This window comes from Motilimonas eburnea (genome assembly GCF_021295345.1).
In the GTDB taxonomy this organism is placed as follows: Bacteria; Pseudomonadota; Gammaproteobacteria; order Enterobacterales; family CBDFNC01; genus Motilimonas; species Motilimonas eburnea.
The window spans coordinates 1-26129 of the sequence record NZ_JAIMJB010000034.1; the positions used below are offsets into that span (position 1 = coordinate 1).

Sequence of the window (26129 nt, forward strand, 5' to 3'; positions counted from 1 at the left end):
CGCAATGTGCGCAACTGTACACCGGTTGGGCCGACAACGTTGAATCCAGAAAAAGAGTCAATTAAACAGACAGAAAAACAGGCCGCCTAAAGCGGCTAATGGTGACAACTAACTTGAAAAACGCCGACGGTAGGTAGCGTAAAAAATTGACTGCCATTCGATACGATAAAATCGTCCCATCCCAATAGACCTACCACCTGAAAACCTTCCAAGTAGTTCGAAATAGCATATTCTTCCGTAGCTACTACCGATTCGTTTTCATTAAAAATAATGAAATGTTCATCCCCGAACCACCCTTCTTTCATTTATCCACCTCTAGGTATGACAGCTTCTTAGATCCCATAATGGAATGATAAAACGCCCCAAAACGGCACGTAAAAAATACCCACAATATTTGCATCATTTATATCTATAGTAAACAAGCAATTAAATAATGCGTTGCGCCTTTACTGTTATCTTCAGGCAAAGCGGAGACCAATAATATTATGCGACAGGAGCTAACTCATTTCTGTCCATTTCCACGTTAGAATACCCACTGGTTCCCATCTCCCTAGGACACCTGAAAGAGCGAGTCCTGAATAACCAGAGTCTGTGTAAGTCCGATGATAAGTAACTAGATTTAAACACTTAATCGCTGCACTTGTTGGTAGAGTTGCTGGCATACTGGCAGCGCAATCTGATGCTGCTGAGCACATTGCAGTAAGTAACCCAATATCGCCTCGTTCTCGGTGGGGCGGCCATGGTAAATATCTCGATTCATGGATGAATAGTTTGCAGCGGTGGCTTGTGCGACGTGTTGTACCTGCTCTAGCAAGGCCTCGGGTGTCAATGCCAACTCTTGTTGGTTAGCGACCTGACAAAACTCCAGACAAATTTGGGCCAAAATAGGCCGAAATTGCGGTTGTAATAGCTCGCCATTTTTAATTTGATGAATGGCGGTTAATGGATTGATGGCGCAGTTGATGGCCAGCTTTAGCCAGAGCTTTTCATTGATATGGTCACTCCAACTCGTATTAGCTAACGCTCGATTTAACTCTATGGCGATGCTTTGTCCTAGCTCTTTATCTTGCTCTTGTCCGCCGATAAGGGTGCTGCCAATACCGGTATGAGTGACGCTGAACTTTTCATTAAGCAGGGCGCCGTGAGTGGTGGTGGCGCAAAACAGCCTTTGTTCAGGCATCAGCTTTTGCAAGGGGGCTAAGGTGCCCATGCCGTTGTGCATGAGTACTACGCTCATCTGCTTGGGGATGTGCGGTTGCAGTTGCTCAAAGGCGAGCACGACTTGAAAGGCTTTTAGGCAGACCAATAACACATCGGCACTAGCATCTATTTCGGTCCGTCCATTTAGGGTAAAACTGTGTGTGATGCCGGTTGTCTCGGTCAGTTGTAACGCTTGATTTGGCCGCTGGGTTTTTGTCAGTAAGCTGACGTTTTGTCGCTGTTTGGCAAGGTTGCCCGCAAATAAACAGCCAATGGCGCCAGCGCCTAAGATTTGCCAGTTCATCAATGACTTCCCAATCGTGCAAGAGCCGCATTCAGCCAAGGGGCGAGTATGGTGTAAACCAATAAGCCAAGGCCGATGCCAATCAAGTCGGCTAACAAATCAAAACCACTGGCAAAGCGATTAGGGATAAAGGCTTGGATCCCCTCGATGAGCGCGCCGTAACCCAGTAGCCAAAGCGTGAGTTGCCAAGGTGCTAGGGTAAAGGCAAAACGCCCGACTAAGGCTAAGCTCGCAAAAGCGGCTAAGTGGTTGACCTTATCAAAATGGTTGATTTGAATTTGCACCGGAGCGGGCGCGAAAGCTAGGTAGCTAATGACAATTATTAAGAGTGAAAAAGTGACTTTAGCGGCGGTGCTCAGGTACATGGCTTGGTCTCAGGCTGTGGGTGCATAGCGGGTTAAGATCTGCTAAATTATGCCAATTATTTTGTCCCGTGACCATGACATAGGAATTGAAGATGCCATCATTTGATATTGTTTCTGAAATAGATGCAGTGGAGCTTAGCAATGCGGCGGATAACGCCAGCCGTGAATTAGACACGCGTTTTGATTTTCGTGGAGTGGAGGCAAGCTTCACCAAAAAAGAGTTAACGGTAAAAATCTCGACTGAGAGTGATTTCCAGCTTAAGCAAATGGCCGATATTTTACGAAATAACTTGAGTAAACGCGGCGTTGACGTGCGTGCCATGGAGCTGAGTACGCCGGTTCATTCAGGTAAAACCTTCAGCCAAGATGCGTCATTCAAGCAAGGCATTGAAGCGCCTGTGGCTAAAAAAGTGGTTAAGTTAATTAAAGACAGCAAGCTTAAGGTGCAAGTGGCTATCCAAGGCGAGCAAGTACGCGTAACGGGTAAAAAGCGTGATGACTTACAAGCGGTGATGCGTTTAGTGAAAGAAGCCGACTTGGGTCAACCTTTCCAATTCAATAACTTCCGCGATTAATTCTGCTTATTTAGCCCCTTTGCTAACAAAGGGGCGAGTGCTTAAAGGGTTGTGCTTAAACCTTACTCAGCCGCAGCCCAATCTTGGCTTTTACCTGGCTGCTGCCCTTGGCTCCACCACTGCGCTTGCCATACTTTGCCGTTAAAACGCACTTGATCCTGTGCTAAATACACTAGGTTTGCATTCCAATCGGTGGCTTGCTCAGCGTTAACGCGCCAACCATCTTGGCTGCTACTACCCGGTGTTTGGGTGCTGTAGTAAAGGGCTTGATACAGCTGACCTAGGTAGCTAACTTGATTGCCTTGGCGGTAAGTCTGCTTAGCGAGATAAAGTGGTACGTCTGAAAAGTTCAAGTAAGCAAACTTAGTTGGCTGATGGAAGCCAAAGGATCCCATTGGACTCCAAGCTAGCCAAGCATTGGCTTCCCACTGGGCACTGCCGGTGCTGTAGTCGGCGCGATGAAAGTTAAAGCGCCATTGGGATGGGTTGCTGCCCTCATCTTGACCCGAATAGTTTAGTGAAGTTAATGGGATGACAAGTTCAACCGTCATGCCTTGGTCGATGTCGCTGCTGTCGTTGATGGTGCCATTCACTTGTACCGCGTAGGTTAACCCTTCGATGTTCCATGGCACGTCATCTTGCCATGGGTTGGGTGAGTTAATGACGCTGTCGTAGTAAGTCAGGGCGCTGATGCCAATTTCGTAATAGTCTTTACCTTGCCCGGTTGGGTCTAAGAATATTTCTAAGGTATCGTCATATTCATAGGTCGGGTCGTCGTGCTGGCTGAAGTTAGCGGCGATATCGGTATCTTCGGCATAAAACGCCACATAAAGGTTTTGCTCATCATACGCCAGCTTGGCCCAGGTTTTGTGCTCGGCGGCGCTGTTGTCATTATGATTTACAAAAAGCTCACTGGGCGCAATGCTTTGCCAAATCGGATCATCTAGCTTACCGTCAAGTACCGGAGCTTGCTGCACTAGGTGAGCGGTGTACAGATAGGGGGCGGTTTGAGCTTGGGCTTGAAGGCTAGCACCTAGGGTTAACGAAGTGAGAACTAGGCTCGCGATGGGGGTTAGTTTGATTTTCATTTTGACTTATCTTCCTGATTAAGTTGGGCTTCTTTATACCAGAAAGAATGAATCTAATAATATGATTTAAATGAATTTTTGACTAAAACAAAAAAATCCGCAGCAGGCTGCGGATTTTATAATCAGGTATTGGCTATTTAGTAATCGTATTCAAACTTGTCATCAAAAATGGGGTTAATGTCCATTAGCTCTTTGCGCAGCCTTCGTTCTTCTTTGATGGCTTCAATTTCTCGCCAGCGGCGTTTTACTTTGGTCTTTCCACGTTGAGGGTTATCTAAGCTAGGTGCAGAATTAAAGTCAAGCTCGTCCATACCGATTTCCTCTTACTGATTGACATGTTTTTAGTATCACAGACCCTTACAAAGTAAAATGAAATTGTTTCAATAATGTTAACTCACCATAATTTTTATCAAATACAGATAAACAAATGCCTATTTAATCATCATTCATTTTCAATAGCAGTAATTGCTCTAGCTTTTCTTGATCATTGGCGAAGGCTCGTATCCCCTCTGCCAATTTTTCTACAGCCATCGGATCTTGGTGAAATTGCCATAAAAATGCACTTTCTGTTAATGGAGCTGGGGGAGGGGTGACTGCATCACTGGCGTTAAGTTGGCGTACGAGGGGTTGCTCCGTTGAGCTTAACTGCGCTAATAAGGCTGGGCCGATTGTGAGCTTATCACAGCCGGCTAAGGCAATGATTTCATCTGTATTACGAAAACTCGCGCCCATGACGATAGTGCGGTAGTTGTGTTGTTTAAAGTATTGGTAGATTGTTTGTACCGATTGCACACCTGGATCTTTAGCCCCTGAAAAATCTTGTTCGGGAAATTTTGCTTTGTACCAATCTAAGATCCTGCCGACAAAAGGCGATATTAAGTACGCACCGGCTTCGGCACAGGCTCTGGCTTGAGCAAAGTTGAAAATCAAGGTGAGATTACAATTGATCCCCTGCTGTTGCAGGATTTTTGCAGCGCAAATGCCTTGCCAGGTTGCGGCTATTTTTATCAGCACGCGAGATTTATCGATGCCAGCCTGTTGGTATAGCGCGATCAATTTTTGCGCTTTTAAAACGGTTTGCTCACAGTCAAATGACAACCTTGCATCAACCTCAGTAGAGATTTTCCCCGGTATGTGATTAAGGATTTCAACGCCTATTCGGACAGCAAGGCGATCGCTGGCTTCGGCTACGATGTGTTGCTGCTCGGTGTATGTGGCTTTGGCTTCGGCGATGGCCTGTTTTATGAAACTTTTATACTGTGGTAGTTCGGCGGCTTTGAGCAGTAAGGAGGGGTTGGTGGTGGCGTCTTCAGGATGATGTATTTTGATGGCTTCAATGTCGCCGGTGTCAGCCACAACAGATGTCATGTTTTTTAGCTGGTTCAGTAGGTTAGTCATAGTATGAATATCTTTATTAGGGTTTGAGTTTGTTTATTTTTGACATATTTAGTGGCAATGCACAATCGCTAGCGGGGTTTTATTTGTTATCAATTTACTAAGGTGGGAACGCGGTTATAACTCGGAAATATTGAATCTATATGTTGAAAAAAGCATTCTTGATGGTATTTTGTATTAAATATTGTTTAAGTTTGTATATATATATCTTTATTTTTGACCTGCTTAGTGAATATCGCTGGCTGGGTGTTGGAGGGAAGCATGCTAGATATTGTGAATAGTATCGGTGGATTACTCTGGGGCTATGTGCTGATCGCCGTACTGATAGTCACGGGAGTTTATTTTACTGTTCGCCTAGGGTTTATTCAGTTTCGTCATTTTGGCCATACTTTTTCGGTACTGAAAAATAGCCGAAAAGAAGACAGCTCAGGTATTTCGTCGTTTCAAGCTCTGGCGACCAGCTTAGCCGCGCGGGTAGGCGTGGGTAACATGGGCGGTGTTGCGGTGGCTATCTACTTAGGTGGTGCGGGCGCGGTATTTTGGATGTGGGTGATTGCCCTCATTGGTATGGCGACCAGTTTTGCTGAAAGTAGCCTAGCGCAATTATACAAAGTGAAAGACGATGATGGCACTTACCGCGGTGGCCCTGCGCATTATATGGAAAAGGGGCTAGGCCTGCGTTGGATGGGGGTGTTGTTTTCTATTTTCCTTATCATCGCGTTTGGTCTGGTGTTTAATGCGGTGCAAGCAGGCGCTATCACCGATTCGATGTATGCTGCATTTGGCGCACCTAAGCTGTTGGTTGGTTTGGTTTTAGTTTGTATTTCGGCGGCGATTATCTTTGGCGGTATTCGCACTATCGCTAAATTTGCTGAGCTGGTGGTGCCGGCGATGGCCTTGGTTTATCTTGCCATTGCCGCTTATGTGGTGATCATCAATATAGGCCAAGTGCCTGCCATGTTTGAATTGATATTCAAATCGGCCTTTGGCTTACAAGAAGCCGGTGCGGGGGCGATTGGAGCGGCCATCATGAATGGCGTGAAACGCGGTATGTTTTCAAATGAAGCCGGTATGGGTAGTGCACCTAATGCTGCGGCGAGTGCCTCTCCTTATCCGCCGCACCCTGCTTCCCAAGGTTATGTGCAAATGCTAGGTGTATTTATTGACACCTTAGTTATCTGTACTGCTACCGCGGCCATTATTATTTTGTCTGGCCAGCTTGAGCCAGGCTCTGGCGTGAGCAATATTGAGTTAACGCAATCGGCGTTAACCTCTCAGGTTGGTGAGTGGGGGGGGATTTTTGTGGCCATCGCGATTTTCTTTTTCGCCTTTACCTCGATTGTTGCCAATTATTCTTATGCTGAAACGAACCTGATCTTTTTAGAGCATAATCACAAGATGGGGATTAACATTTTCCGCTGCTTTGTGCTGATCATGGTGATGTTTGGAGCCTTGGCGGAATCGCCATTAGTGTGGGCCATGGCCGATGTGTCTATGGGACTAATGGCGTTAATCAACTTAATTGCTATGTTGTTGTTATCTAATGTGGTGGTGAAGTTGGCTAAAGATTACAACGCGCAGCGTGCGGCAAATAAGTTACCTACCTTCGATGCTTCTCAATATCCTGAATTGGAGAAGAATATTGAGCCGGGCATTTGGAACGCAAAATAATGAGAGTCTGGCCCATGTCTGCCAATGAAGATCTGGGCCTCTTATCCTTTGCTGTTTTAAAATGGACGAAATGGTGTGTATTGTTTATGGTAAATAGACGTTAACGCACAATTTTATTGTTAAATTTATTGCACATAAGCTTAGCTATGTACTCAATGTCGTAAAAATGCGATTATTTAATCCATTTATATGTGCTGCTGTTTAGAATTAGCTTAGCGTCAGAGAGGGGCGATGTTCACTTCGCCAGCAGTAAAGATTAGCCCAGTTTTACAGAGAAGAATAATATGAAATCAGGTGCTCAGTTCGCTTTAACCCTGTTAGCAAGTGGTATGTTACTCGGGTGTAGCTCTTCATTTAGTCCAGACTTTGATAAAGACGGTGTGGTATTTGGTGCGGATCAATGCCCCGGTACTGTGTCTGGCGCGGTGGTTGATGAGCAAGGATGTGCCTTACCCAATACGGTACAAACAGAGCAAGATCAGCCTGAAACTCCTCGCTACCTAGCACCTATTGTAGATACTGTGCATATTAAAGTGCGCCAACCTTTAGTTGAAGAAGATCCCTTCGAACCCATTGTTGAAACCTTAGTTGAGATCAGTGACGAGTGTGCCCCCTATGTGGACGTGGTTGACTTCAAAGTGGTTGGCATGAAGCCGATTCGCTTTGCAACCAACGAATGGCAGCTTGATGAAGCGTTAACCTTTCAACTAGACTGTATCGTGTCTGCCACTAAAGACAGCGGTTTAAGCCTTGAAGTGCAAGGAAATACCGATACCGTTAGTAGCGCTGCATACAATAAAGAGCTGTCGGCGAAGCGCGCGCAATCTGCCGTTGATTACTTAGTGTCTAAAGGGGTGGATGCGACTATTTTAGCGTCTGTGGCAAATGGTTTTGATAAGCCAGTGGCAGGCAATGATACGGAAGCTGAGCGCAGTCAAAACCGCCGTGTTGACTTTGTTATTAAAGAGCAAGCGATGCCTTCACCAATCGAAAACTCACAAGAGCCGATGTTTGTTGAAGAAGAAGTACTCATTGAAGACGATGAGGACGCTTCTGGTTGGTAAGTGATTAGCCACAAAGAAAAACTGACGTAAAGAGAAAGAAAAAGCCGGTATTGTTATATCGGCTTTTTTGTTGGCTGGATGGAAGGAATTGATTACTTGTGTTGAAAAGGGAGCGGATTCAGCGTAATTATTAGGCTCCCCCTAGTATTGGGCTTCAAACCAACTTTCTATGATCAAGCAGGCAGATATGCCATCCACCTTGTCTTTAGATAACGCCTTACTGCCACCACGACTGAATATCTCGGCTCTTGCATCGACGGTGGTGAGCCGTTCATCTTGTAAATGAGCCGGCTTTTGAAAGCGATGTTGCAGCCGGTTGGCAAACTTTTTTGCCCCAAAACTGACGTCCTGCATGGTGCCGTCCATATTCAACGGTAAACCAACGACAAAGGCGTCAGGCTGCCATTGCTTCACTAAATCGGCGATGTCATCCCAGTTTGGGATCCCATCCCGGGCTTTCAGTGACGTCAGTGGATTGGCACACCCAGTAACCGATTGGCCAACGGCGACCCCAATACTTTTAGTCCCAAAATCAAAGCCTAAGATAGTTTGTGTCATGATTGTTCCTGTTAGGCGTGGCCAGCTTGACTAGATAGTTGCCAGATATCGATGCCCAGTAGATTGGCGGCTTCTTCCCAGCGGCGATGTATGGGGGTGTTAAAGATCAATTGGCTATCCGCAGGGGCGATTAACCAAGCGTTGTCGACCAGCTCTTGCTCTAACTGACCCGCTTGCCAGCCTGCATAACCCAGCGCCATCAAAAAGTGTTTAGGCTCTTGATCGCTGCCTAAGATTTGCAAAATATCTTTTGAGGTGGTCACCATGATGTCATCAGACATGCGCAGGCTGCTGGAAAAGCCCTCGATCGGGGAGTGAATAACAAAACCGCGATCCACGCCGACTGGGCCGCCTTGGATAATAGGTTGGCTGAGTGACTTTTTGCTTTCATCAGCAGGTGTGATATCAAGCTGCTCTAATAGATTGCTCAGTTGTAAATCGACCGCCACATTGATCACTATGCCCATAGCGCCTTCCTCATTGTGATCGCAGATATAGACTACTGAGCGTTCAAAATAGGGGCCTTCCATAGCTGGCATGGCGATCAGGAAGTGGTTTTTTAAACTTTGCATCTCCAACATAACTTCTCTTCATATCACTATTTAGGGTAGATAGCTCAGCGCTGCTGAGCTCATTATTACTTGTTCAGTCTTTGCTCTATGGCGTCCATCAGCATACCGGTAATGGAAACGTCAAACGCATTTTCTATCTCCTGAATACAGGTTGGACTGGTGACGTTTATTTCTGTGAGTTTATCGCCAATCACATCAAGGCCAACAAAAATCAGCCCCTTTTTCTTTAGGGTTGGCCCAATAGCACGGGCGATTTTCCAATCGGAGTCACTCAGTGGTCTGGCTTCACCGCGACCGCCTGCGGCTAAGTTACCACGGGTTTCTCCTTTGGCTGGAATACGTGCGAGACAGTATGGCACCGGCTCTCCATCCACGACTAATATGCGTTTATCGCCATCAGAGATCTGTGGGATAAACCCTTGCGCCATGCAATATTGCTGACCGTGGTTAGTTAAGGTTTCAATAATCACACCTAGGTTCGCGTCACCTGGCTTCACTCTAAATATAGATGCGCCGCCCATGCCGTCGAGTGGTTTTAGGATGATATCTTGATGCTTGGCGTAAAATGCGCGTATTTTCGCGGCATCACTGCTGACTAAGGTTTCGGGTGTGAATTCACTGAACCAAGCGGTAAACAGCTTTTCGTTTGCATCGCGCAGGCTTTGTGGCTTATTGACGATCAAGGTGCCTTCGTCCTCGGCGCGCTCGAGGATATAGGTAGCGTAAATATATTCGGTATCAAACGGCGGATCTTTACGCATTAACACCACATCCAATTCCGATAGTGCGATGGTTTGCTGCTCACCTAAGTTGAACCAATGATTGGCATCGCGCTGCACAGCCAATGGTTTTGTGGTGGCAAAGGCTCGGCCATTGTCTAAGTAGAGATCTGACATCTCAAGGTAAAATAGCTCATAGCCGCGGCGCTGGGCTTCAAGCAACATGGCAAAGCTAGAGTCTTTGTGAATTTTAATGTCGGTGATGGGGTCCATCACGATCCCGAGCTTAATCGTCATATCTTATCCTAAGTCGCCAAAGCGACATTGTAATGCAGTGATTGCCGTCAGTGCGGCGGTTTCGGTTCTTAGTATGCGTGGGCCTAATAGGGTTTCAATAAAGCCGGCTTGTTCGCTGGCGTTGACTTCATCGTCGGTAAAACCGCCCTCTGGGCCAATTAACAAGCGTACCTTATTGGCTTCGGGAGCAGGCAAGGTATTAATTCGATAATTAGCGCGCGGATGCAGAGTGAGCTTAGTGGCTGTATCTGCATGATTTATCCATTCGCCCAAATTAATTGGTTGATGGATCTGGGGAACCCGGTTGCGGCCCGATTGCTCGCATGCGGCAATGGCGATTTTTTGCCATTGTTGGCGTTTTTTCTCTAAGCGTTCGCCGCTTAACTTAACGCCGCAGCGCTCACTAAATAAGGGGGTAATTTCTGCCACACCCAGCTCAACGGATTTTTGGATCACAAAGTCCATCCGATCACCGCGAGAAATCACTTGGCCCAAGTGAATGGCTAAAGGACTTTCATTGTCACTGGTTTGGCATGCCGTGATGGCCACGTTAACCTGCTTTTTAGTACTTTGTTCAATCGTGGCTAGAAACTGGCTGTCTGTTTCACCATTAAACAAGATGATTTGATCACCCGCGTTGAGGCGCAACACTCGCCCCACATGGTTAGCCGCTTCATCGCTTAAGTCTAATTGACTGCCAACGGCAAGGGGCTGTGGCTCAAATATTCTGGGTACACGCATTTGTTATTTCTCAAACCGAGTTAATCATATAAACCCGCACTGCGACAGGCATCTGCGACATAAGGGTTGACGTTGCCTTGCTTGGCACTGATGAGTTTATCACGCTGACACTCCCAAGGCGTAACCGGATATTGCTTATGCCAAGCTTGGTAAAGTTGGCGCTGCTGGCGAGATATTCTCACGTCATATTGATCTTGCATATAAAAGTAGATGCGGGCGATGGCGCCTTTTTGCAAGTCTGGTGGGGTGGCTTTTTTATTTTTAAAGTCAACCAGCATTTGGCATTGGCCATATTGATAGGGCTTTTGACGCGATTCGGTAAACTGGTAGTTGGAGCGATCGCCATTCACTTCCCCAATTGCCGGCACCAGATTATGCATGTCCCCTTCCATCAAACGAAAGGTGGCATCGTTACGTTGACAGTTTTTGCGTCCGCCTTGTTGCCAGCATTGACGCTGGTGGCCCATTTCCCATGCTGGCATGACATGCTCCCACTCTATGCGGGAGGCGCGCTTGGCTTGCTTACGCACTTGATAGTCGCAAGATGCGTGATCGGGCACCAGTTTTTTGCCTTGACGCTTAATATCACAACCGCAATAAAAACTGACAGGGTGAGCTTGGTAGATCTCACTAATGACCTTTTTAGCTTGGCGAAATGGCTTGACCTCGCCATGGCTAGGTAAGGCGATGAATAAAAGTGAAAATATAATGAATGTGCGCATCTGTTGAGTCGAATAGTAAAAAATGCGCTAAGGGTATCATGCTATAAAAATAACAAAATACAGAGCAAGCTAATAATATCTATGTTATTTATTGGTTATTTATTGTGCTGTTAAGGTTTCACTTCTTGCAGCGATGTTTTGCATTGAGTGCACAGGTATTGTGTGCCTTTTTTTACCTTGTTGTGACGCCGGATAGAAAGTTGGTGCTGCTGACATTGGCAGTGGTATAGAAAGGTTTTCCCTGCTACCGAGCTGATATCAAATTGATGAGTGCGCCGCGCTGGGCGTTTCATGACTTGAGTCATGATAAATTGCCATTCTCGTCCGTGGGGGGCAGCGCTGGCGCCGTGAAGTTGATAAACCAGTAAATGGCTGACTTCATGGGGGACGACGTCGACTAAAAAACACGTTTGGTTTTCTTGATACAGTACGGGGTTAAATTTCAGTAGGTGTTTTTGCAGGTGTGCTGAGCCTGCTATTTTACCGCGCTGGTTGTATTGAATGGTAGGACGTTGAAATGGGCGATCAAAAAAGCACTCGGCTAATTGATAGCAGGCTTCTACCTGCTGCTCGAGTGCTTGTTTTTGACTGCTTGTGACCACTAGACGGTTATTTTAGTCCAGCTGCATCGCGAAGTAGGTCAGCTTTGTCGGTCTGTTCCCAAGGGAATTCGTCACGACCAAAGTGGCCATAGGCCGCCGTTGCTTGGTAAATTGGGCGCTCTAGGTCTAGCATGGTCAAGATGCCGTAAGGACGTAGGTCAAACGAGTCGCGCACAATTTGGGTTAGGCGATCTTCATCTATCTTAGCCGTGCCAAAAGTTTCGACGCTGATAGAGGTTGGCTCTGCGACGCCGATAGCGTATGAAACTTGAATTTCACAGCGATCGGCTAGGCCTGCGGCTACGATGTTTTTCGCAACATAACGACCCGCGTAAGCCGCGCTGCGGTCTACTTTTGATGGATCTTTACCAGAGAATGCACCGCCACCGTGACGAGCCATGCCGCCGTAGGTATCAACGATGATCTTACGCCCTGTTAAACCACAGTCGCCCACAGGGCCACCGATTACAAAACGGCCTGTTGGGTTGATATGGAACTTAGTGTCTTTGGTTAGCCACTGTGCCGGTAACACAGGCTTGATAATTTCTTCCATCACCGCTTCACGTAAATCAGGTGTGCTGATGCAGTCTTTGTGCTGTGTAGAAAGTACCACCGCATCGATACCGGTAATGATGCCGTTATCATATTGGAAGGTGACTTGTGACTTGGCATCCGGACGAAGCCAGTCTAGTTTGCCACTTTTACGCACGTCGGCTTGCTGTTTAACCAGACGGTGAGCATAAGTCACAGGAGCCGGCATTAACACGTCGGTTTCGTTTGATGCATAACCAAACATGAGGCCTTGGTCACCTGCGCCTTGATCTTCTGGGCGGCTACGGTCAACCCCTTGGTTGATGTCAGGTGATTGCTTACCTATGGTGTTGAGTACCGCACAAGAGTCAGCATCAAAGCCCATGTCTGAGCTGGTGTAACCAATTTCACGCACGGTTTTACGGGTGATTTCTTCGATATCCACCCAAGCTGAGGTAGTGACTTCGCCGCCTACCATCACCATGCCGGTTTTTACGTAAGTTTCACAAGCAACACGCGCTTTTGGGTCTTGCTCTAGGATGGCATCTAACACAGCATCGGAAATTTGGTCTGCAATTTTGTCTGGATGACCTTCTGATACTGATTCAGAAGTAAATAAATGTCTGGCCATGATACTGTGGCTCCTTTCTATAAGTGGAAACTTTTGGATGTTTTACCATCTGGACGTCTATTCTATTCAGGATTGAGCAGAATGCCAGAATTTTTTTGTGATTAGTGCGTTTTAGGATACGTTAACCCCATCAAGTGGTAGTAAATAAATAAAAAATCGAACTCATCATCTTAATTGTTAGTCTTAGTTAGTTTTTTATGTTGAGCTTGGTGAGGTTGGTAGATAAATAGATTGCTCTACTCGGGGGAGGCTTGAGAAGAAAGATCGCTATTGCTGGCTTTTTTCTTACTTAAACTAGGGCTATTTTTTAACAAAATGTTTTGTCTCGCTAACAGCAATTCGATCAAATTTTGCTGACCGAAAATCCGCGTTTGCACAATATGGGCCGTTAGGCTTCCCACTAAGCAAGGGAGCACTAAGTTGATGTTGGCTGTGGCCTCGACGACCAACAAGGTTGCCGAGATGGGGCTTCTCAATACAGCGCCAAAAAAAGCGGCCATGCCAACGAGTACGAATACTTGCGGGGTCTCATTGGGCAGTATATAAGCTAACCAATGTCCGGTTAGGGCGCCAAGTAATAAGCTGGGGCCTAGGGCGCCCCCTGGAATGGCAGAGCCTATGGCAATCGCACTAATAAAAAAGCGTATCAATAACCAAGTCAGTACGATTTGTGAGCCGATGTCTGCATATAACAAAATGTCTAATAGCTGGTTGCCTAACCCCAGTACCTCTGTTCCAAATAAGCTGGCAGCAGACGTGACCGTGGCTGCTAACATGAATTTTCCCCAATAGGGAAACAGCACATTATCCGCCGTCACTCGGATCAGTTTTAGCATTAAGGTGGCTAACAAGCCGCAGACCGCTCCAACAATGATGAGCTCGGGTATAAGGGTTATTTGATAGCTAAAACTTTGAGTATCAATATGAAATTCATAGGCACCAAGTTGCCTTGCTATCCATGCCGAGGTGAAGGCGCAGATACTGATTAAAAGACAGGTTTGCCAGTTAAAACGGCGAACGATGGTTTCTTGGACGAAAAAAATCGCGGTAACCGGAGTATGGAAAAGGGCAGCCATGGCACTGGCGGCGCCGCAAGCTGTCAATTGTCTTAGGCGAGTTTCATTTAATTTAAAATATTGGCCAAGCAAATTCATTGCGGCAGCGCCAATGTGAAGGACGGGGCCGACTGCGCCAACAGCAAAGCCACAGACCAGCGCGATAAGGGCGGCAATATATTGAAATATCGCATTTCCTAATGCCATTTTACCGTCTTTGAAGTGATAGCCAATGACGACTATGGGTAAACCCGATTTGGTGTATTGATTAAAATAGCGAAACAGCAAGGCCAGGGTAATCGCCCCCACAAATGGGACTAAAAGGTATGCCCAAGCATAGTTGAAGGCATGGCTGACAAGCTCTATTTTCGAAAGCTGGCTAAATACAATAATCAGCCCAGAGCAAACTAGGCTACCAATGACGGTTATCATTAGGGTGCGTTTGATACCGGTTGGTGAACTATCCATTGCAGTCAAAGGCCATGACGGTTGAGGTAAATGGAGGAAAATAGAGATGAAATTTTATGTCAATTTGATGTTCAATGCTACCCAATTAACAACACTCAGGGTTAAGAAAACGTGCCGTTTTGCATATTTAGCATTATTTGCTCATTTTTTTTACAAAAGAACATTGCACATGGTTAGCCATCTTGGGACAATACGCCACCACTATTGGTGTGGAAATGAGGAGTTTGCTTGTTGGCAAACTTTCTTGTTTACAAGGCCAACAATCCCAGTCCAAGCAACATTTTGATTAATGCAGGAGATCTCATGCCTTCTCGTAATGAACTAGCAAATGCCATTCGTGCGCTTAGTATGGATGCAGTTCAAAAGGCCAATTCTGGTCACCCAGGCGCCCCAATGGGGATGGCCGACATAGCTGAAGTGCTATGGCGTGACTTTTTAAAGCACAACCCGACGAACCCTAACTGGGCAGATCGTGACCGTTTTATTCTTTCTAACGGCCATGGCTCTATGCTGCTTTATTCTCTATTGCATCTCTCTGGTTACGATCTTTCTATCGATGATTTAAAGAATTTCCGTCAGCTACATTCTAAAACTCCGGGTCACCCAGAATACGGCTATGCACCTGGCGTTGAAACCACTACGGGTCCATTAGGTCAAGGTATCACCAATGCGGTTGGTATGGCGATTGCTGAAAAAGCCTTAGCTGATCAATTCAACCGTGACGACTTTGATATTGTCGATCATTACACCTATGCCTTTATGGGCGACGGCTGTTTGATGGAAGGTATCTCTCATGAAGCCTGTTCTCTAGCGGGTACCCTAGGTTTAGGTAAGCTGATTGCTTTCTGGGATGACAACGGCATTTCTATTGACGGTGATGTAGAAGGTTGGTTTACCGATGATACACCTAAGCGTTTTGAAGCTTATGGTTGGCATGTGATTGCCGGTGTTGATGGTCATGACGCAGCCGCGATTAAAGCAGCGGTTGAAGCGGCGCAAGCTGAAACTAAACGTCCTACGTTGATTTGTTGTAAAACGATTATCGGTTACGGTTCACCAAACAAGCAAGGTGGCCACGATTGTCACGGTGCGCCTTTGGGGGCTGAAGAGATCAAAGCGGCACGTGAATTCCTCGGCTGGAACCATGAAGCATTTGATATTCCTGCTGACGTTTACGGTGAGTGGGATAATAAAGAAGCTGGCTCAGCGGCAGAAGCCGCTTGGAACGAAAAGTTTGCTGCTTATAAAGCCGCATACCCTGAGCTAGCGGTTGAGTTTGAGCGTCGTGTAAACAATGAGCTGCCGACTGACTGGGAAGAGAAATCGACGGCTTACATTGCAGCGCTACAAGCTGAACAGCCTAATGTAGCAACGCGTAAAGCATCACAAAACTGTCTTGAAGCTTACGGAGCATTATTACCTGAAATTATGGGTGGCTCTGCCGACTTAGCACCGTCTAACCTAACTATGTGGTCTGGCTCTAAAGCGCTTGAAGCAAATGATGCAAGCGGTAACTACATCCACTACGGTGTACGTGAGTTTGGTATGTCTGCCATTATGAACGGTATCGCACTACACGGTGGTTTTGTTACTTACGGGGCAACTTTCCTTATGTTTATGGAATATGCCCGTAACGCACTGCGCATGGCTGCATTGATGAAGCAACGTGCCATCCATGTTTACACTCATGACTCCATCGGTCTAGGTGAAGACGGCCCAACGCACCAACCTGTTGAGCAAATTGCTAGCCTTCGTTTAACACCAAACATGAGCACATGGCGTCCATGTGACTCGGTTGAATCTGCGGTAGCATGGAAACATGCTATTGAGCGTGTTGATGGTCCAACATCATTGATTTTCAGTCGTCAAAACCTAGCGCCTCAAGCGCGTGATGCACAGCAGCTTGCTGATGTGGCTAAAGGTGGTTATGTATTAGTTGACTGTGACGGTCAACCTGAGTTGATCCTTATTGCGACTGGCTCTGAAGTTGAATTGGCTGTCGCAGCAGCGAAAGAGCTAACCGCTAAAGGTAAAGCGGTTCGCGTTGTATCGCTACCTTGTACTGACGTCTTTGAAGCACAAAGTGCAGAATACAAAGAATCTGTACTACCTGCAGCGGTCACTAAACGTGTTGCTATTGAAGCGGGTATTGCCGATTACTGGTACAAGTATGTAGGCCTAAATGGCAAGATCGTAGGTATGACTACCTTTGGTGAATCTGCGCCTGCTGGTGAGCTATTTAAGATGTTTGGCTTTACCGTTGAAAACGTAGTAGAGCAAGCCTTAAGCTTATAACCTCAGCTTTCCTTAAAGCTTAAAACGCCGCCTTATCAGCGGCGTTTTTTTTTGCCTGCTAGTGTGCTTTTCATAAAATGTGGTAGTATTACTACATATTTTGGCTGTGACCTTTTGTTGCTAAAGTAATTTTATTTCAAGCTTTGGTCTATAAAGGTTGAGTACTACGCAATATCTCGATTTCTTAGGTTAAATAATCTGAATATAAGGCTTGTCCTAGTTGATTTTGAAGCTTTGTATGCGGTGGGTGATGGCCTAATGAATGAGAATCTTGAGCGTTACGGGTAACGAAAAAGAAAAAAAGTTACAGTTACTGATGTAAATCAAGCAAAATGTAACGAATTTGATGCCTAATATATGGCATTGAATATCGCAGTAACCTTGTAATAAGCATGAAAGACGCTGTCGCTGCCAAGTTGCACAAGCGTTTTAGAGTTTATAAAGGAAAGCCAACGTTTTCCTGTGTTGATTTTTTAATTTCATAACTTACAGTTAGAGGACATAACATGTCAGTAAAAAAAATGGTTGATCAAGACCTAGCCGGCAAACGCGTATTTATCCGTCAAGATCTTAACGTGCCAATCAAAGACGGCAAGGTGGCTTCAGATGCACGTATCTTAGCATCTATCCCAACCATCAAATTAGCCCTAGAAAAAGGTGCTAAAGTTATGATCACTTCTCACTTAGGTCGCCCAGTTGAAGGCGGCACAGCAGAAGAAAACGCGCCTTTCACACTGCAACCTGTTGTTGATTACTTAAATGAAGCGCTAGATGTGCCAGTACGTCTAGCAACGGATTACCTTAACGGCCTAGAAGTAAACGAAGGCGAAGTGGTTGTTCTTGAGAACGTTCGTTTTAATAAAGGCGAGAAAAAAGACGACGAAACACTAAGCAAGCAACTTGCTGCGCTATGTGACGTGTACGTAATGGATGCGTTCGGTACGGCTCACCGTGCTCAAGCGTCTACTCACGGTATTGCTAAATTTGCTGACGTAGCTTGCGCCGGTCCACTATTAGCCGCTGAGCTAGAAGCCCTAGGTAAAGCAATGGATAAGCCTGCTCGTCCAATGATCGCTATCGTAGGAGGTTCAAAAGTATCGACTAAGCTAACAGTACTTGAGTCGCTGTCTAAAATCGCTGACCAACTTGTAGTAGGCGGTGGTATTGCTAACACCTTTATCGCAGCTGAAGGCAAAAACGTAGGTAAGTCTCTATGTGAAGAAGACTTGATCCCAACAGCACAAAAACTGATGAAAGAGTGTTCAATCCCAGTGGCTACTGACGTTGTTGTGGGTACAGAGTTCTCAGAAACAGCGGTTGCGACCATTAAATCAGCTGACGACGTTGCTGACGAAGACATGATCTTCGACCTAGGTCCAGAATCAGCTGAAACATTAGCTAAGCTAATCAAAGAAGCGAAAACCATTCTTTGGAACGGTCCAGTGGGCGTTTTCGAATTTGAAAACTTCGCAAACGGCACTGAAGTGATTGCTAAAGCCATTGCTGAAAGCGATGCGTTTTCAATTGCAGGCGGTGGCGATACCTTAGCGGCTATCGATAAGTTTGGTATCAAAGACCAAGTTTCTTACATTTCGACTGGTGGTGGTGCATTCCTTGAGTTCGTTGAAGGTAAAGTACTTCCTGCCGTAGCTATGCTTGAGTCGCGTGCATAATTAATGGGACGGGAGCTTCGCTCCCGTTTTTTATGGTGCGGATTTTGTGTATAATGCGCGCCGAAAATCTTTTTAAGTGTGACAGAAAAATAGGATTATATTCATGTCTAAGATCTTTGATTTTGTAAAACCAGGTGTTATCTCTGGCGATGACGTTCAAAAAGTATTTGAAATCGCTAAAGAAAACAACTTCGCTCTTCCTGCTGTTAACGTAGTTAACACTGATTCAATCAATGGTGTTTTAGAAGCTGCTGCTAAAGTTAAAGCGCCAGTTGTTGTTCAGTTCTCAAACGGCGGTGCTGGTTTCTTCGCTGGTAAAGGCGTAAAACTTGAAGGTCAAGGTGCACAAATCCTAGGCGCGGTAGCAGGTGCTAAATACGTACACGCTGTTGCTGCTTCTTACGGTGTTCCAGTTATTCTTCACACTGACCACGCTGCGAAAAAACTACTTCCTTGGATCGACGGTCTACTAGACGCTGGTGAAGAGTTCTTCGCGCAAACTGGTAAGCCTCTATTCTCTTCTCACATGATCGACTTGTCTGAAGAGTCACTAGAAGAAAACATCGAAATCTGTGCTAAATACCTAGAGCGTATGGCTAAGATGAACATGACCCTAGAAATCGAACTAGGTTGTACTGGTGGTGAAGAAGACGGCGTAGACAACTCTCACATGGACGAGTCTGAGCTATACACTAAGCCTGAAGATGTTGCATACGCATACGAGAAACTAAGCGCAGTTAGCCCACGTTTCACTATCGCTGCGTCTTTCGGTAACGTACACGGTGTATACAAGCCAGGTAACGTTAAACTAACGCCGACTATCCTACGTGATTCTCAAGCTTACTGTGCTGAGAAATTTGGTATTGCAGCAAATGCACTTAACTTCGTATTCCACGGCGGTAGCGGTTCTACTGAAGCTGAAATCCAAGAGTCTATCGGCTACGGTGTAATCAAAATGAACATCGACACTGATACTCAGTGGGCGACATGGGATGGTATCCGTCAATACGAAGCGGCTAACCGTGAGTACCTACAAGGCCAAATCGGTAACCCAACTGGCCCAGATGCACCGAACAAGAAATACTACGATCCACGCGTTTGGTTACGTAAAGGTCAAGAGTCAATGGTTGCTCGTTTAGAAAAAGCATTTGCTGACCTAAACGCAATCGACGTACTTTAATTAAGTCAATATGATCTGAAAAGTCAGCCGAAAGGCTGGCTTTTTTTTATCCAAAATACGATATGCCCATCTGATACCAAATCATCTAACCTTCTAGAAAGTCACTTCTTTTATTTCTTTTAACAGTTATTTTCATCACGATTGCTGTTTTTAACATGAGATCTTGCCCGTCATGTTAACGACTGAGTATATTTTATCTGTTTCAGATATGTTATAGACTATGTATATTACAGCCTATTATATGGCTAGTTAGTATCTTCACCCATCAGGAAAACAGGCGACCCACGGACTGGGACCAGCAATGGAATGCCTACATGGAATACCGAGGGAAAGTTATGGTTTTGTTATCCGTAAAAACAGCTTCAATTGTTAGTGCCACCGATGGCAAAGTATTTGTGATCAACAGTGACGGTAGCAAATCGCTATTAAAGCCAGGTGATAAGGTGCTACCGGGGCAAAAAATTGAGGCCGTAGATGAGCAAGCATTTACGCTATCACCGCTAGATGATAGTTTGACCATCACGGATAATGTAACCGAAGATGATAACGCCTTTTCCTTACCCGCAGATGTTGAAAGTGAAATAGCTGCACTACAACAAGCGTTACTTGCCGGTGCGGATCCGACACAGCTTGACGATTTTGAAGCGCCCGCTGCGGGTGAAGAAGCCAGTTCTGGCGCAGGCTCAAGTATCAGTGGCGGGGCTGGCATTTCACGTACTGGCGAATCGCAAATTGCAGGCTCAGGATACGATACCCTTTCCTTGGCCGTTGAGCCTCCCGAAGAAATTGAGCCTATTGAGCCAAGACAGGCTGTCGAGGTGACGCCAAGTGTGCCACAAACGCCTTCTATTATAGTGAGACCTGCGGGTGCCTCTATTGATTCTGATAATGTCAATGTGGCCGAAGGCGACTTTGCCGTCTTTTCGGTTAACGTCACTAATGCCCTTGACTCATCTCTTTCTCTAGTACTAGCCGATGGTTCCGCTGTTAGTTCAAGTGACTATGATGCCGACTTTGAAGTCAGCCTTGATGGTGGCGTAAGCTGGGTTAAATATGGTGAATCGGCCATCAACCTAACGGGCTCTGAAACCGTGCTGGTGCGTATTGATACTACCGACGATGCGATTCGTGAGGTAGCTGAATCATTTCAATTACAGGCGACGTTGACGACTGGGGGTGAGTCTGCAACCGCAGTGATTGAAGGGACGATATATGATGATGCGGGCGAAGAAGCGATCGAGCCGAGTGTAGAGCCAGAAGAAAATGATACTGTATTTGTAGGCATTTCTGGCCCAGATGAAGTGACGGAAGGTGAAACAACATCGCCTTATACCATCGAACTTTCTCAGCCTGTTCCCGAAGGAAAATCCGTTACCGTCGAGCTTGCTTATTCAGGTACAGCCCAAGATGGCTCAGATTTTAATGGTGTGGTTGAAGTTGTCATTACAGGGCCTTCGAACTCGGGACAATTTGTTCTGTCTACCATTGATGATGACTTACCTGAGTCGGTTGAAACCATTGTGGTGACAGTGGCCAATATCATTGATCAACAGGGGGCTTTTGAAGCGGTTAAACCTCAACCTGATGGCGCCGAGGTGCTAACCAATATTATTGATAACGACGCGACCAGCCTTGTTGTTAATCAAAACATGCAAGGGAATAATGTAGATGTCGTTGAAGGCGAACAAGCGACTTTCACAGTTGAGGTAGGCAAAGCTGCGCCAGGAAGCATATTAACTTTAAATTTACAGGACGGCAGCGCGACAACGGCCGATTATGAAGCTAATTTTGAGGTTAGCTTAGATGGTGGCCAAACTTGGACCGTATATAATGATCAAGTTAGCTTGCCAGATGGTGGTAACCAAACTATTTTGGTGCGTACCCAAACTATTGATGATGCTTTAGTTGAAGAGGCTGAGACATATTTACTTAATGCAACCTTAGTGAGTGCTGGTGAATCCGTAACAGGTACAGGTACTGCTACGATCTTAGATGATAGTGTAGTTAACCCTCCTGTCGATGCTGATACAGCCACTTTAACTCTCTCTGGCTCGTTATCAGTGATCGAAGGCGAAAGCGCCAGCTACACCGTGACCGTGGACAAAGCGCCAGCGACCGACTTAACCGTTCAAGTGATCACCGGCCATATCACCACCGATAACGGTGACGTGATTGCTCAAACCCAAGACGTGGTGATCAAAGCGGGCACCACAGAAACCGTGTTTGCGGTTGATACCCTAGACGATGCTTATGCTGATAATGGCGAGAAGTTCCAAGTGAGCCTAGGCAACACCACAGGTGGCGGTTATGAGAATCTGGTGAAAGGCACCTCAGTGGTGGAAACCACCATCAATGACCAAACCGGCACCGACGGTAACCCAGGGCCGGAAGACACGGCGACCATCTCCTTAAGCGGTGATACTAGTGTGGTAGAAGGCGAAAGCGCCAGCTACACCGTGACCGTGGATAAAGCGCCAGCGACCGACGTAACCGTTCAAGTCATCACCGGCCATATCACCACCGATAACGGTGATGTGATTGCTCAAACCCAAGACGTGGTGATCAAAGCGGGCACCACAGAAACCGTGTTTGCCGTTGATACCCTAGACGATGCTTACGCTGATAGTGGCGAGAAGTTCCAAGTGAGCCTAGGCAACACCACAGGTGGCGGTTATGAGAACTTGGTGAAAGGCGCGTCGGTGGTGGAAACCACCATCAATGACCAAACGGGCACCGACGGCAACCCTGGACCGGAAGACACCACGACCATCACCTTAAGTGGCGATGCCTCAGTGGTGGAAGGCGACAGCGCGAGTTACACCGTGAGCGTGGACAAAGCGCCAGCGACGGATTTAACCGTGCAAGTGATCACCGGTCACATCACCACCGATAACGGCGATGTGATTGCGCAAACCCAAGACGTGGTGATCAAAGCGGGCACCACCTCGACCGACTTTAGCGTGAATACCTTAGATGATGCCTACGCCGATAACGGTGAGAAGTTCCAAGTGAGTCTAGGCAACACGACCGCTGGCGGCTATGAGAACCTAGTGAAAGGCACGTCGGTGGTGGAAACCACCATCAATGACCAAACGGGCACCGACGGCAACCCTGGACCGGAAGACACCACGACCATCACCTTAAGTGGCGATGCCTCTGTGGTGGAGGGCGACAGCGCCAGTTACACCGTGAGCGTGGACAAAGCGCCAGCGACGGATTTAACCGTGCAAGTGATCACCGGTCACATCACCACCGATAACGGCGATGTGATAGCACAAACCCAAGACGTGGTGATTAAAGCGGGCACCACCTCGACCGACTTTAGCGTGAATACCTTAGATGATGCTTACGCCGATAACGGCGAGAAGTTCCAAGTGAGCCTAGGCAACACGACCGGTGGCGGCTATGAGAACCTAGTTAAAGGCACGTCGGTGGTGGAAACCACCATCAATGACCAAACGGGCACCGACGGTAACCCTGGACCGGAAGACACCACGACCATTAGTTTAAGTGGTGCAAGCACTGTTATTGAAGGCGATGCAGCAAGCTATAAGGTAAGTGTTGATAACGCGCCTGCATCAGACCTGACTGTACAAGTGATCACGGGTCATATCACCACCGATAACGGCGATCTGATTGCGCAAACCCAAGACGTAGTCATTAAAGCGGGCACCACAGAAACCGTGTTTACTGTTGCAACGCTTGATGATGCGGTTAAAGAAGGGAATGAGCAGTTTAATGTGACTTTAGGCACCACCACAGGTGGCGGCTACGAGAATCTAGTCAAAGGTGACAGCGCTGTCACTACTACCATTACAGATAATGATGGCTCAAGCTTAATTGTTAACCCAGCGGCAGACTCAAATAATGTTTCCGTGGTTGAAGGCAATCAAGCCATCTTCACCGTTGAAGTGGGTAAAGCGGCCCTTGGCAGCGTGGTCAGCCTCAGCTTAACCGATGGCACGGCCACGGCAGCGGATTACGAGGCCAGTTTTGAAGTCAGCACCGATGGCGGCACGACGTGGACCGTATCTAATGGTCAGGTTAATTTACCAAATGGCGGCAACCAAACCATTTTAGTGCGTACGCAAACCATTGATGATGCGTATTTAGAGCCAAATGAGACTTACCAGCTAAACGCGACTTTAGTCAGTGGCAGCGATACCCTGCAAAGCACGGGCACAGCCACCATTACTGATGACAGTACCACGATCCCACCTGTTGGCGCTGATACAGCGACCATCAGCCTCAGCGGCGATGCCAGTGTGGTAGAAGGCGAAAGCGCCAGCTACACCGTGACCGTGGACAAAGCGCCAGCGACCGACTTAACCGTTCAAGTGATCACCGGCCATGTCACCACCGATAACGGTGATGTCATCGCCCAAACCCAAGACGTGGTGATCAAAGCGGGCACCACAGAAACCGTGTTTGCGGTTGATACTCTAGATGATGCTTACGCTGATAATGGCGAGAAGTTCCAAGTCAGCCTAGGCAACACAACAGGTGGCGCTTATGAGAACTTGGTGAAAGGCACCTCAGTGGTGGAAACCACCATTAATGACCAAACCGGCACCGACGGTAACCCAGGACCGGAAGACACCGCGACCATCTCCTTAAGCGGTGATACTAGTGTGGTAGAAGGCGAAAGCGCCAGCTACACCGTGGCCGTGGACAAAGCGCCAGCGACCGACTTAACCGTTCAAGTGATCACCGGCCATATCACCACAGATAACGGTGATGTTATCGCCCAAACCCAAGACGTGGTGATCAAAGCGGGCACCACAGAAACCGTGTTTGCCGTTGATACCCTAGACGATGCTTACGCCGATAACGGCGAGCAGTTCCAAGTGAGCCTTGGCAACACCACAGGTGGCGGTTATGAGAACTTGGTGAAAGGCACCTCAGTGGTGGAAACCACCATTAATGACCAAACCGGCACCGACGGTAACCCAGGGCCGGAAGACACGGCGACCATCTCCTTAAGCGGTGATACTAGTGTGGTAGAAGGCGAAAGCGCCAGCTACACCGTGACCGTGGATAAAGCGCCAGCGACCGACTTAACCGTTCAAGTGATCACCGGCCATATCACCACCGATAACGGTGATGTTATCGCCCAAACCCAAGACGTGGTGATCAAAGCGGGCACCACAGAAACCGTGTTTGCCGTTGATACCCTAGACGATGCTTACGCCGATAACGGCGAGCAGTTCCAAGTCAGCCTAGGCAACACCACAGGTGGCGGTTATGAGAATCTGGTGAAAGGCACCTCAGTGGTGGAAACCACCATCAATGACCAAACCGGCACCGACGGTAACCCAGGTCCTGAAGACACCACTACGATCAATTTAAGCGGTGCAAGCACTGTTATTGAAGGCGATGATGCGAGCTATAAGGTTAGTGTTGATAATGCTCCAGCATCAGACTTGACTGTCCAAGTGATCACGGGCCACATCACCACCGATAACGGTGATGTTATTGCCCAAACCCAAGACGTGGTGATCAAAGCGGGCACCACAGAAACCGTGTTTACTGTGGCAACCCTTGATGATGCAGTAAAAGAGGGTAATGAGCAGTTTAATGTTACTTTAGGCACTACCACAGGTGGCGGCTACGAGAATCTAGTTAAAGGTAACAGCGCTGTCACTACCACCATTACCGATAACGACAGCACTAGTTTAATTGTTAATCCCGCGGCAGATTCAAATAATGTTTCCGTGGTTGAAGGCAACCAAGCCATTTTCACTGTTGAAGTGGGTAAAGCGGCTCTTGGTAGCGTGGTTAGCCTCAGCTTAACCGATGGCACCGCCACGGCAGCGGATTACGAGGCCAATTTTGAAGTCAGCACCGATGGCGGCACGACGTGGACCGTATCTAATGGTCAGGTTAATTTACCAAATGGTGGCAACCAAACCATTTTAGTGCGTACGCAAACCATTGATGATGCGTATTTAGAGCCAAATGAGACTTACCAGCTAAACGCGACTTTAGTCAGTGGCAGCGATACCCTGCAAAGCACGGGCACAGCCACCATTACTGATGACAGTACCACGATCCCACCTGTTGGCGCTGATACAGCGACCATCAGCCTCAGCGGCGATGCCAGTGTGGTAGAAGGCGAAAGCGCCAGCTACACCGTGACCGTGGATAAAGCGCCAGCGACCGACGTAACCGTTCAAGTGATCACCGGCCATATCACCACCGATAACGGTGATGTTATCGCTCAAACTCAAAACGTGGTGATCAAAGCGGGCACCACAGAAACCGTGTTTGCGGTTGATACCCTAGACGATGCTTATGCTGATAATGGCGAGAAGTTCCAAGTGAGCCTAGGCAACACCACAGGTGGCGGTTATGAGAATCTGGTGAAAGGCACCTCAGTGGTGGAAACCACCATCAATGACCAAACCGGCACCGACGGTAACC

21 protein-coding genes are annotated in these 26129 nt (G+C 47.1%); 7 read left to right on the top strand and 14 right to left on the bottom strand.

What is annotated here, in order from left to right:
• Positions 1 to 95: 95 nt before the first annotated feature.
• The 3 genes from K6Y21_RS20350 to K6Y21_RS20360 all read right to left on the bottom strand — a co-directional run bounded on the left by K6Y21_RS20350 (position 96) and on the right by K6Y21_RS20360 (position 1869).
• On the bottom strand, positions 96 to 305 hold the full coding sequence (locus tag K6Y21_RS20350) for a hypothetical protein (protein WP_233073762.1): 210 nt from the start codon (positions 303 to 305) through the stop codon (positions 96 to 98).
• 314 nt (positions 306 to 619) lie between these two features.
• Positions 620 to 1504, bottom strand: a complete 885-nt coding sequence (locus K6Y21_RS20355; protein WP_233073763.1) for a ketopantoate reductase family protein — start codon at positions 1502 to 1504, stop codon at positions 620 to 622.
• The gene (locus K6Y21_RS20360; RefSeq protein WP_233073764.1) at positions 1504 to 1869 is read right to left on the bottom strand and encodes a VanZ family protein; all 366 of its coding nucleotides are present in this window, start codon (positions 1867 to 1869) and stop codon (positions 1504 to 1506) included. Before K6Y21_RS20360 ends, K6Y21_RS20355 begins: the two co-directional genes overlap by 1 nt.
• Before the next feature lie 92 nt (positions 1870 to 1961).
• Between K6Y21_RS20360 and K6Y21_RS20365 the strand changes: the two genes are divergently transcribed.
• Positions 1962 to 2444 carry a YajQ family cyclic di-GMP-binding protein gene (locus K6Y21_RS20365; protein ID WP_233073765.1) on the top strand — a complete coding sequence of 161 codons (483 nt, stop codon included), beginning with the start codon at positions 1962 to 1964 and terminating at the stop codon, positions 2442 to 2444.
• A 62-nt stretch (positions 2445 to 2506) separates the two neighbouring features.
• Here the strand turns inward: K6Y21_RS20365 and K6Y21_RS20370 are convergent, their stop codons facing one another.
• The 3 genes from K6Y21_RS20370 to tal all read right to left on the bottom strand — a co-directional run bounded on the left by K6Y21_RS20370 (position 2507) and on the right by tal (position 4930).
• A complete protein-coding gene (locus K6Y21_RS20370) occupies positions 2507 to 3532 on the bottom strand; it encodes a sugar-binding protein (protein ID WP_233073766.1) in 1026 nt (341 codons plus the stop codon).
• Positions 3533 to 3669: 137 nt separating this feature from the next.
• A complete protein-coding gene (locus tag K6Y21_RS20375; RefSeq protein WP_233073767.1) occupies positions 3670 to 3843 on the bottom strand; it encodes a DUF3545 family protein in 174 nt (57 codons plus the stop codon).
• 124 nt (positions 3844 to 3967) lie between these two features.
• Positions 3968 to 4930: a transaldolase gene (gene tal, locus K6Y21_RS20380; RefSeq protein ID WP_233073768.1), complete on the bottom strand. Its 963-nt coding sequence runs from the start codon at positions 4928 to 4930 to the stop codon at positions 3968 to 3970.
• Positions 4931 to 5188: 258 nt separating this feature from the next.
• Here tal and K6Y21_RS20385 point away from each other — a divergent pair, with 258 nt between their 5' ends.
• Both K6Y21_RS20385 and K6Y21_RS21350 read left to right on the top strand, forming a co-directional pair.
• Positions 5189 to 6598, top strand: a complete 1410-nt coding sequence (locus K6Y21_RS20385; RefSeq protein ID WP_233073769.1) for an alanine/glycine:cation symporter family protein — start codon at positions 5189 to 5191, stop codon at positions 6596 to 6598.
• 284 nt (positions 6599 to 6882) lie between these two features.
• The gene (locus tag K6Y21_RS21350; RefSeq protein ID WP_285229774.1) at positions 6883 to 7662 is read left to right on the top strand and encodes an OmpA family protein; all 780 of its coding nucleotides are present in this window, start codon (positions 6883 to 6885) and stop codon (positions 7660 to 7662) included.
• A gap of 141 nt (positions 7663 to 7803) precedes the next feature.
• Here K6Y21_RS21350 and ruvX read toward each other — a convergent pair whose 3' ends face one another.
• The 8 genes from ruvX to K6Y21_RS20430 all read right to left on the bottom strand — a co-directional run bounded on the left by ruvX (position 7804) and on the right by K6Y21_RS20430 (position 14558).
• Positions 7804 to 8220, bottom strand: coding sequence for a Holliday junction resolvase RuvX (ruvX, locus tag K6Y21_RS20395; protein WP_233073771.1), 417 nt, complete (start codon positions 8218 to 8220; stop codon positions 7804 to 7806).
• 11 nt (positions 8221 to 8231) lie between these two features.
• Positions 8232 to 8792 carry a YqgE/AlgH family protein gene (locus K6Y21_RS20400; RefSeq protein ID WP_233073786.1) on the bottom strand — a complete coding sequence of 187 codons (561 nt, stop codon included), beginning with the start codon at positions 8790 to 8792 and terminating at the stop codon, positions 8232 to 8234.
• A gap of 65 nt (positions 8793 to 8857) precedes the next feature.
• On the bottom strand, positions 8858 to 9808 hold the full coding sequence (gene gshB, locus K6Y21_RS20405; RefSeq protein ID WP_233073773.1) for a glutathione synthase: 951 nt from the start codon (positions 9806 to 9808) through the stop codon (positions 8858 to 8860).
• A gap of 3 nt (positions 9809 to 9811) precedes the next feature.
• Positions 9812 to 10549, bottom strand: coding sequence for a 16S rRNA (uracil(1498)-N(3))-methyltransferase (rsmE, locus tag K6Y21_RS20410; protein WP_233073774.1), 738 nt, complete (start codon positions 10547 to 10549; stop codon positions 9812 to 9814).
• A 20-nt stretch (positions 10550 to 10569) separates the two neighbouring features.
• A complete protein-coding gene (locus K6Y21_RS20415) occupies positions 10570 to 11271 on the bottom strand; it encodes an endonuclease (protein WP_233073775.1) in 702 nt (233 codons plus the stop codon).
• Between the two features lie 110 nt (positions 11272 to 11381).
• Entirely contained in the window at positions 11382 to 11873 is a 492-nt protein-coding gene (locus tag K6Y21_RS20420) for a SprT family zinc-dependent metalloprotease (protein WP_233073776.1), read from the bottom strand.
• 7 nt (positions 11874 to 11880) lie between these two features.
• Positions 11881 to 13035 (bottom strand): methionine adenosyltransferase, encoded by a 1155-nt coding sequence (gene metK / locus K6Y21_RS20425; RefSeq protein ID WP_233073777.1) that lies wholly within the window; start codon positions 13033 to 13035, stop codon positions 11881 to 11883.
• 236 nt (positions 13036 to 13271) lie between these two features.
• Positions 13272 to 14558, bottom strand: coding sequence for a chloride channel protein (locus tag K6Y21_RS20430; protein WP_233073778.1), 1287 nt, complete (start codon positions 14556 to 14558; stop codon positions 13272 to 13274).
• 303 nt (positions 14559 to 14861) lie between these two features.
• On the opposite strand from K6Y21_RS20430, the gene tkt reads away from it, so the two are divergent.
• From tkt to K6Y21_RS20450, 4 genes are all read left to right on the top strand, one after another.
• Positions 14862 to 16853 (top strand): transketolase, encoded by a 1992-nt coding sequence (gene tkt, locus K6Y21_RS20435; RefSeq protein WP_233073779.1) that lies wholly within the window; start codon positions 14862 to 14864, stop codon positions 16851 to 16853.
• Between the two features lie 506 nt (positions 16854 to 17359).
• Positions 17360 to 18526 carry a phosphoglycerate kinase gene (locus K6Y21_RS20440; protein ID WP_233073780.1) on the top strand — a complete coding sequence of 389 codons (1167 nt, stop codon included), beginning with the start codon at positions 17360 to 17362 and terminating at the stop codon, positions 18524 to 18526.
• Positions 18527 to 18629: 103 nt separating this feature from the next.
• Positions 18630 to 19706 carry a class II fructose-bisphosphate aldolase gene (gene fbaA / locus K6Y21_RS20445; RefSeq protein ID WP_233073781.1) on the top strand — a complete coding sequence of 359 codons (1077 nt, stop codon included), beginning with the start codon at positions 18630 to 18632 and terminating at the stop codon, positions 19704 to 19706.
• Between the two features lie 335 nt (positions 19707 to 20041).
• Positions 20042 to 26129, top strand: a 6088-nt coding sequence (locus K6Y21_RS20450) for an immunoglobulin-like domain-containing protein (RefSeq protein WP_233073782.1), incomplete at its 3' end; no start/stop codon positions are given.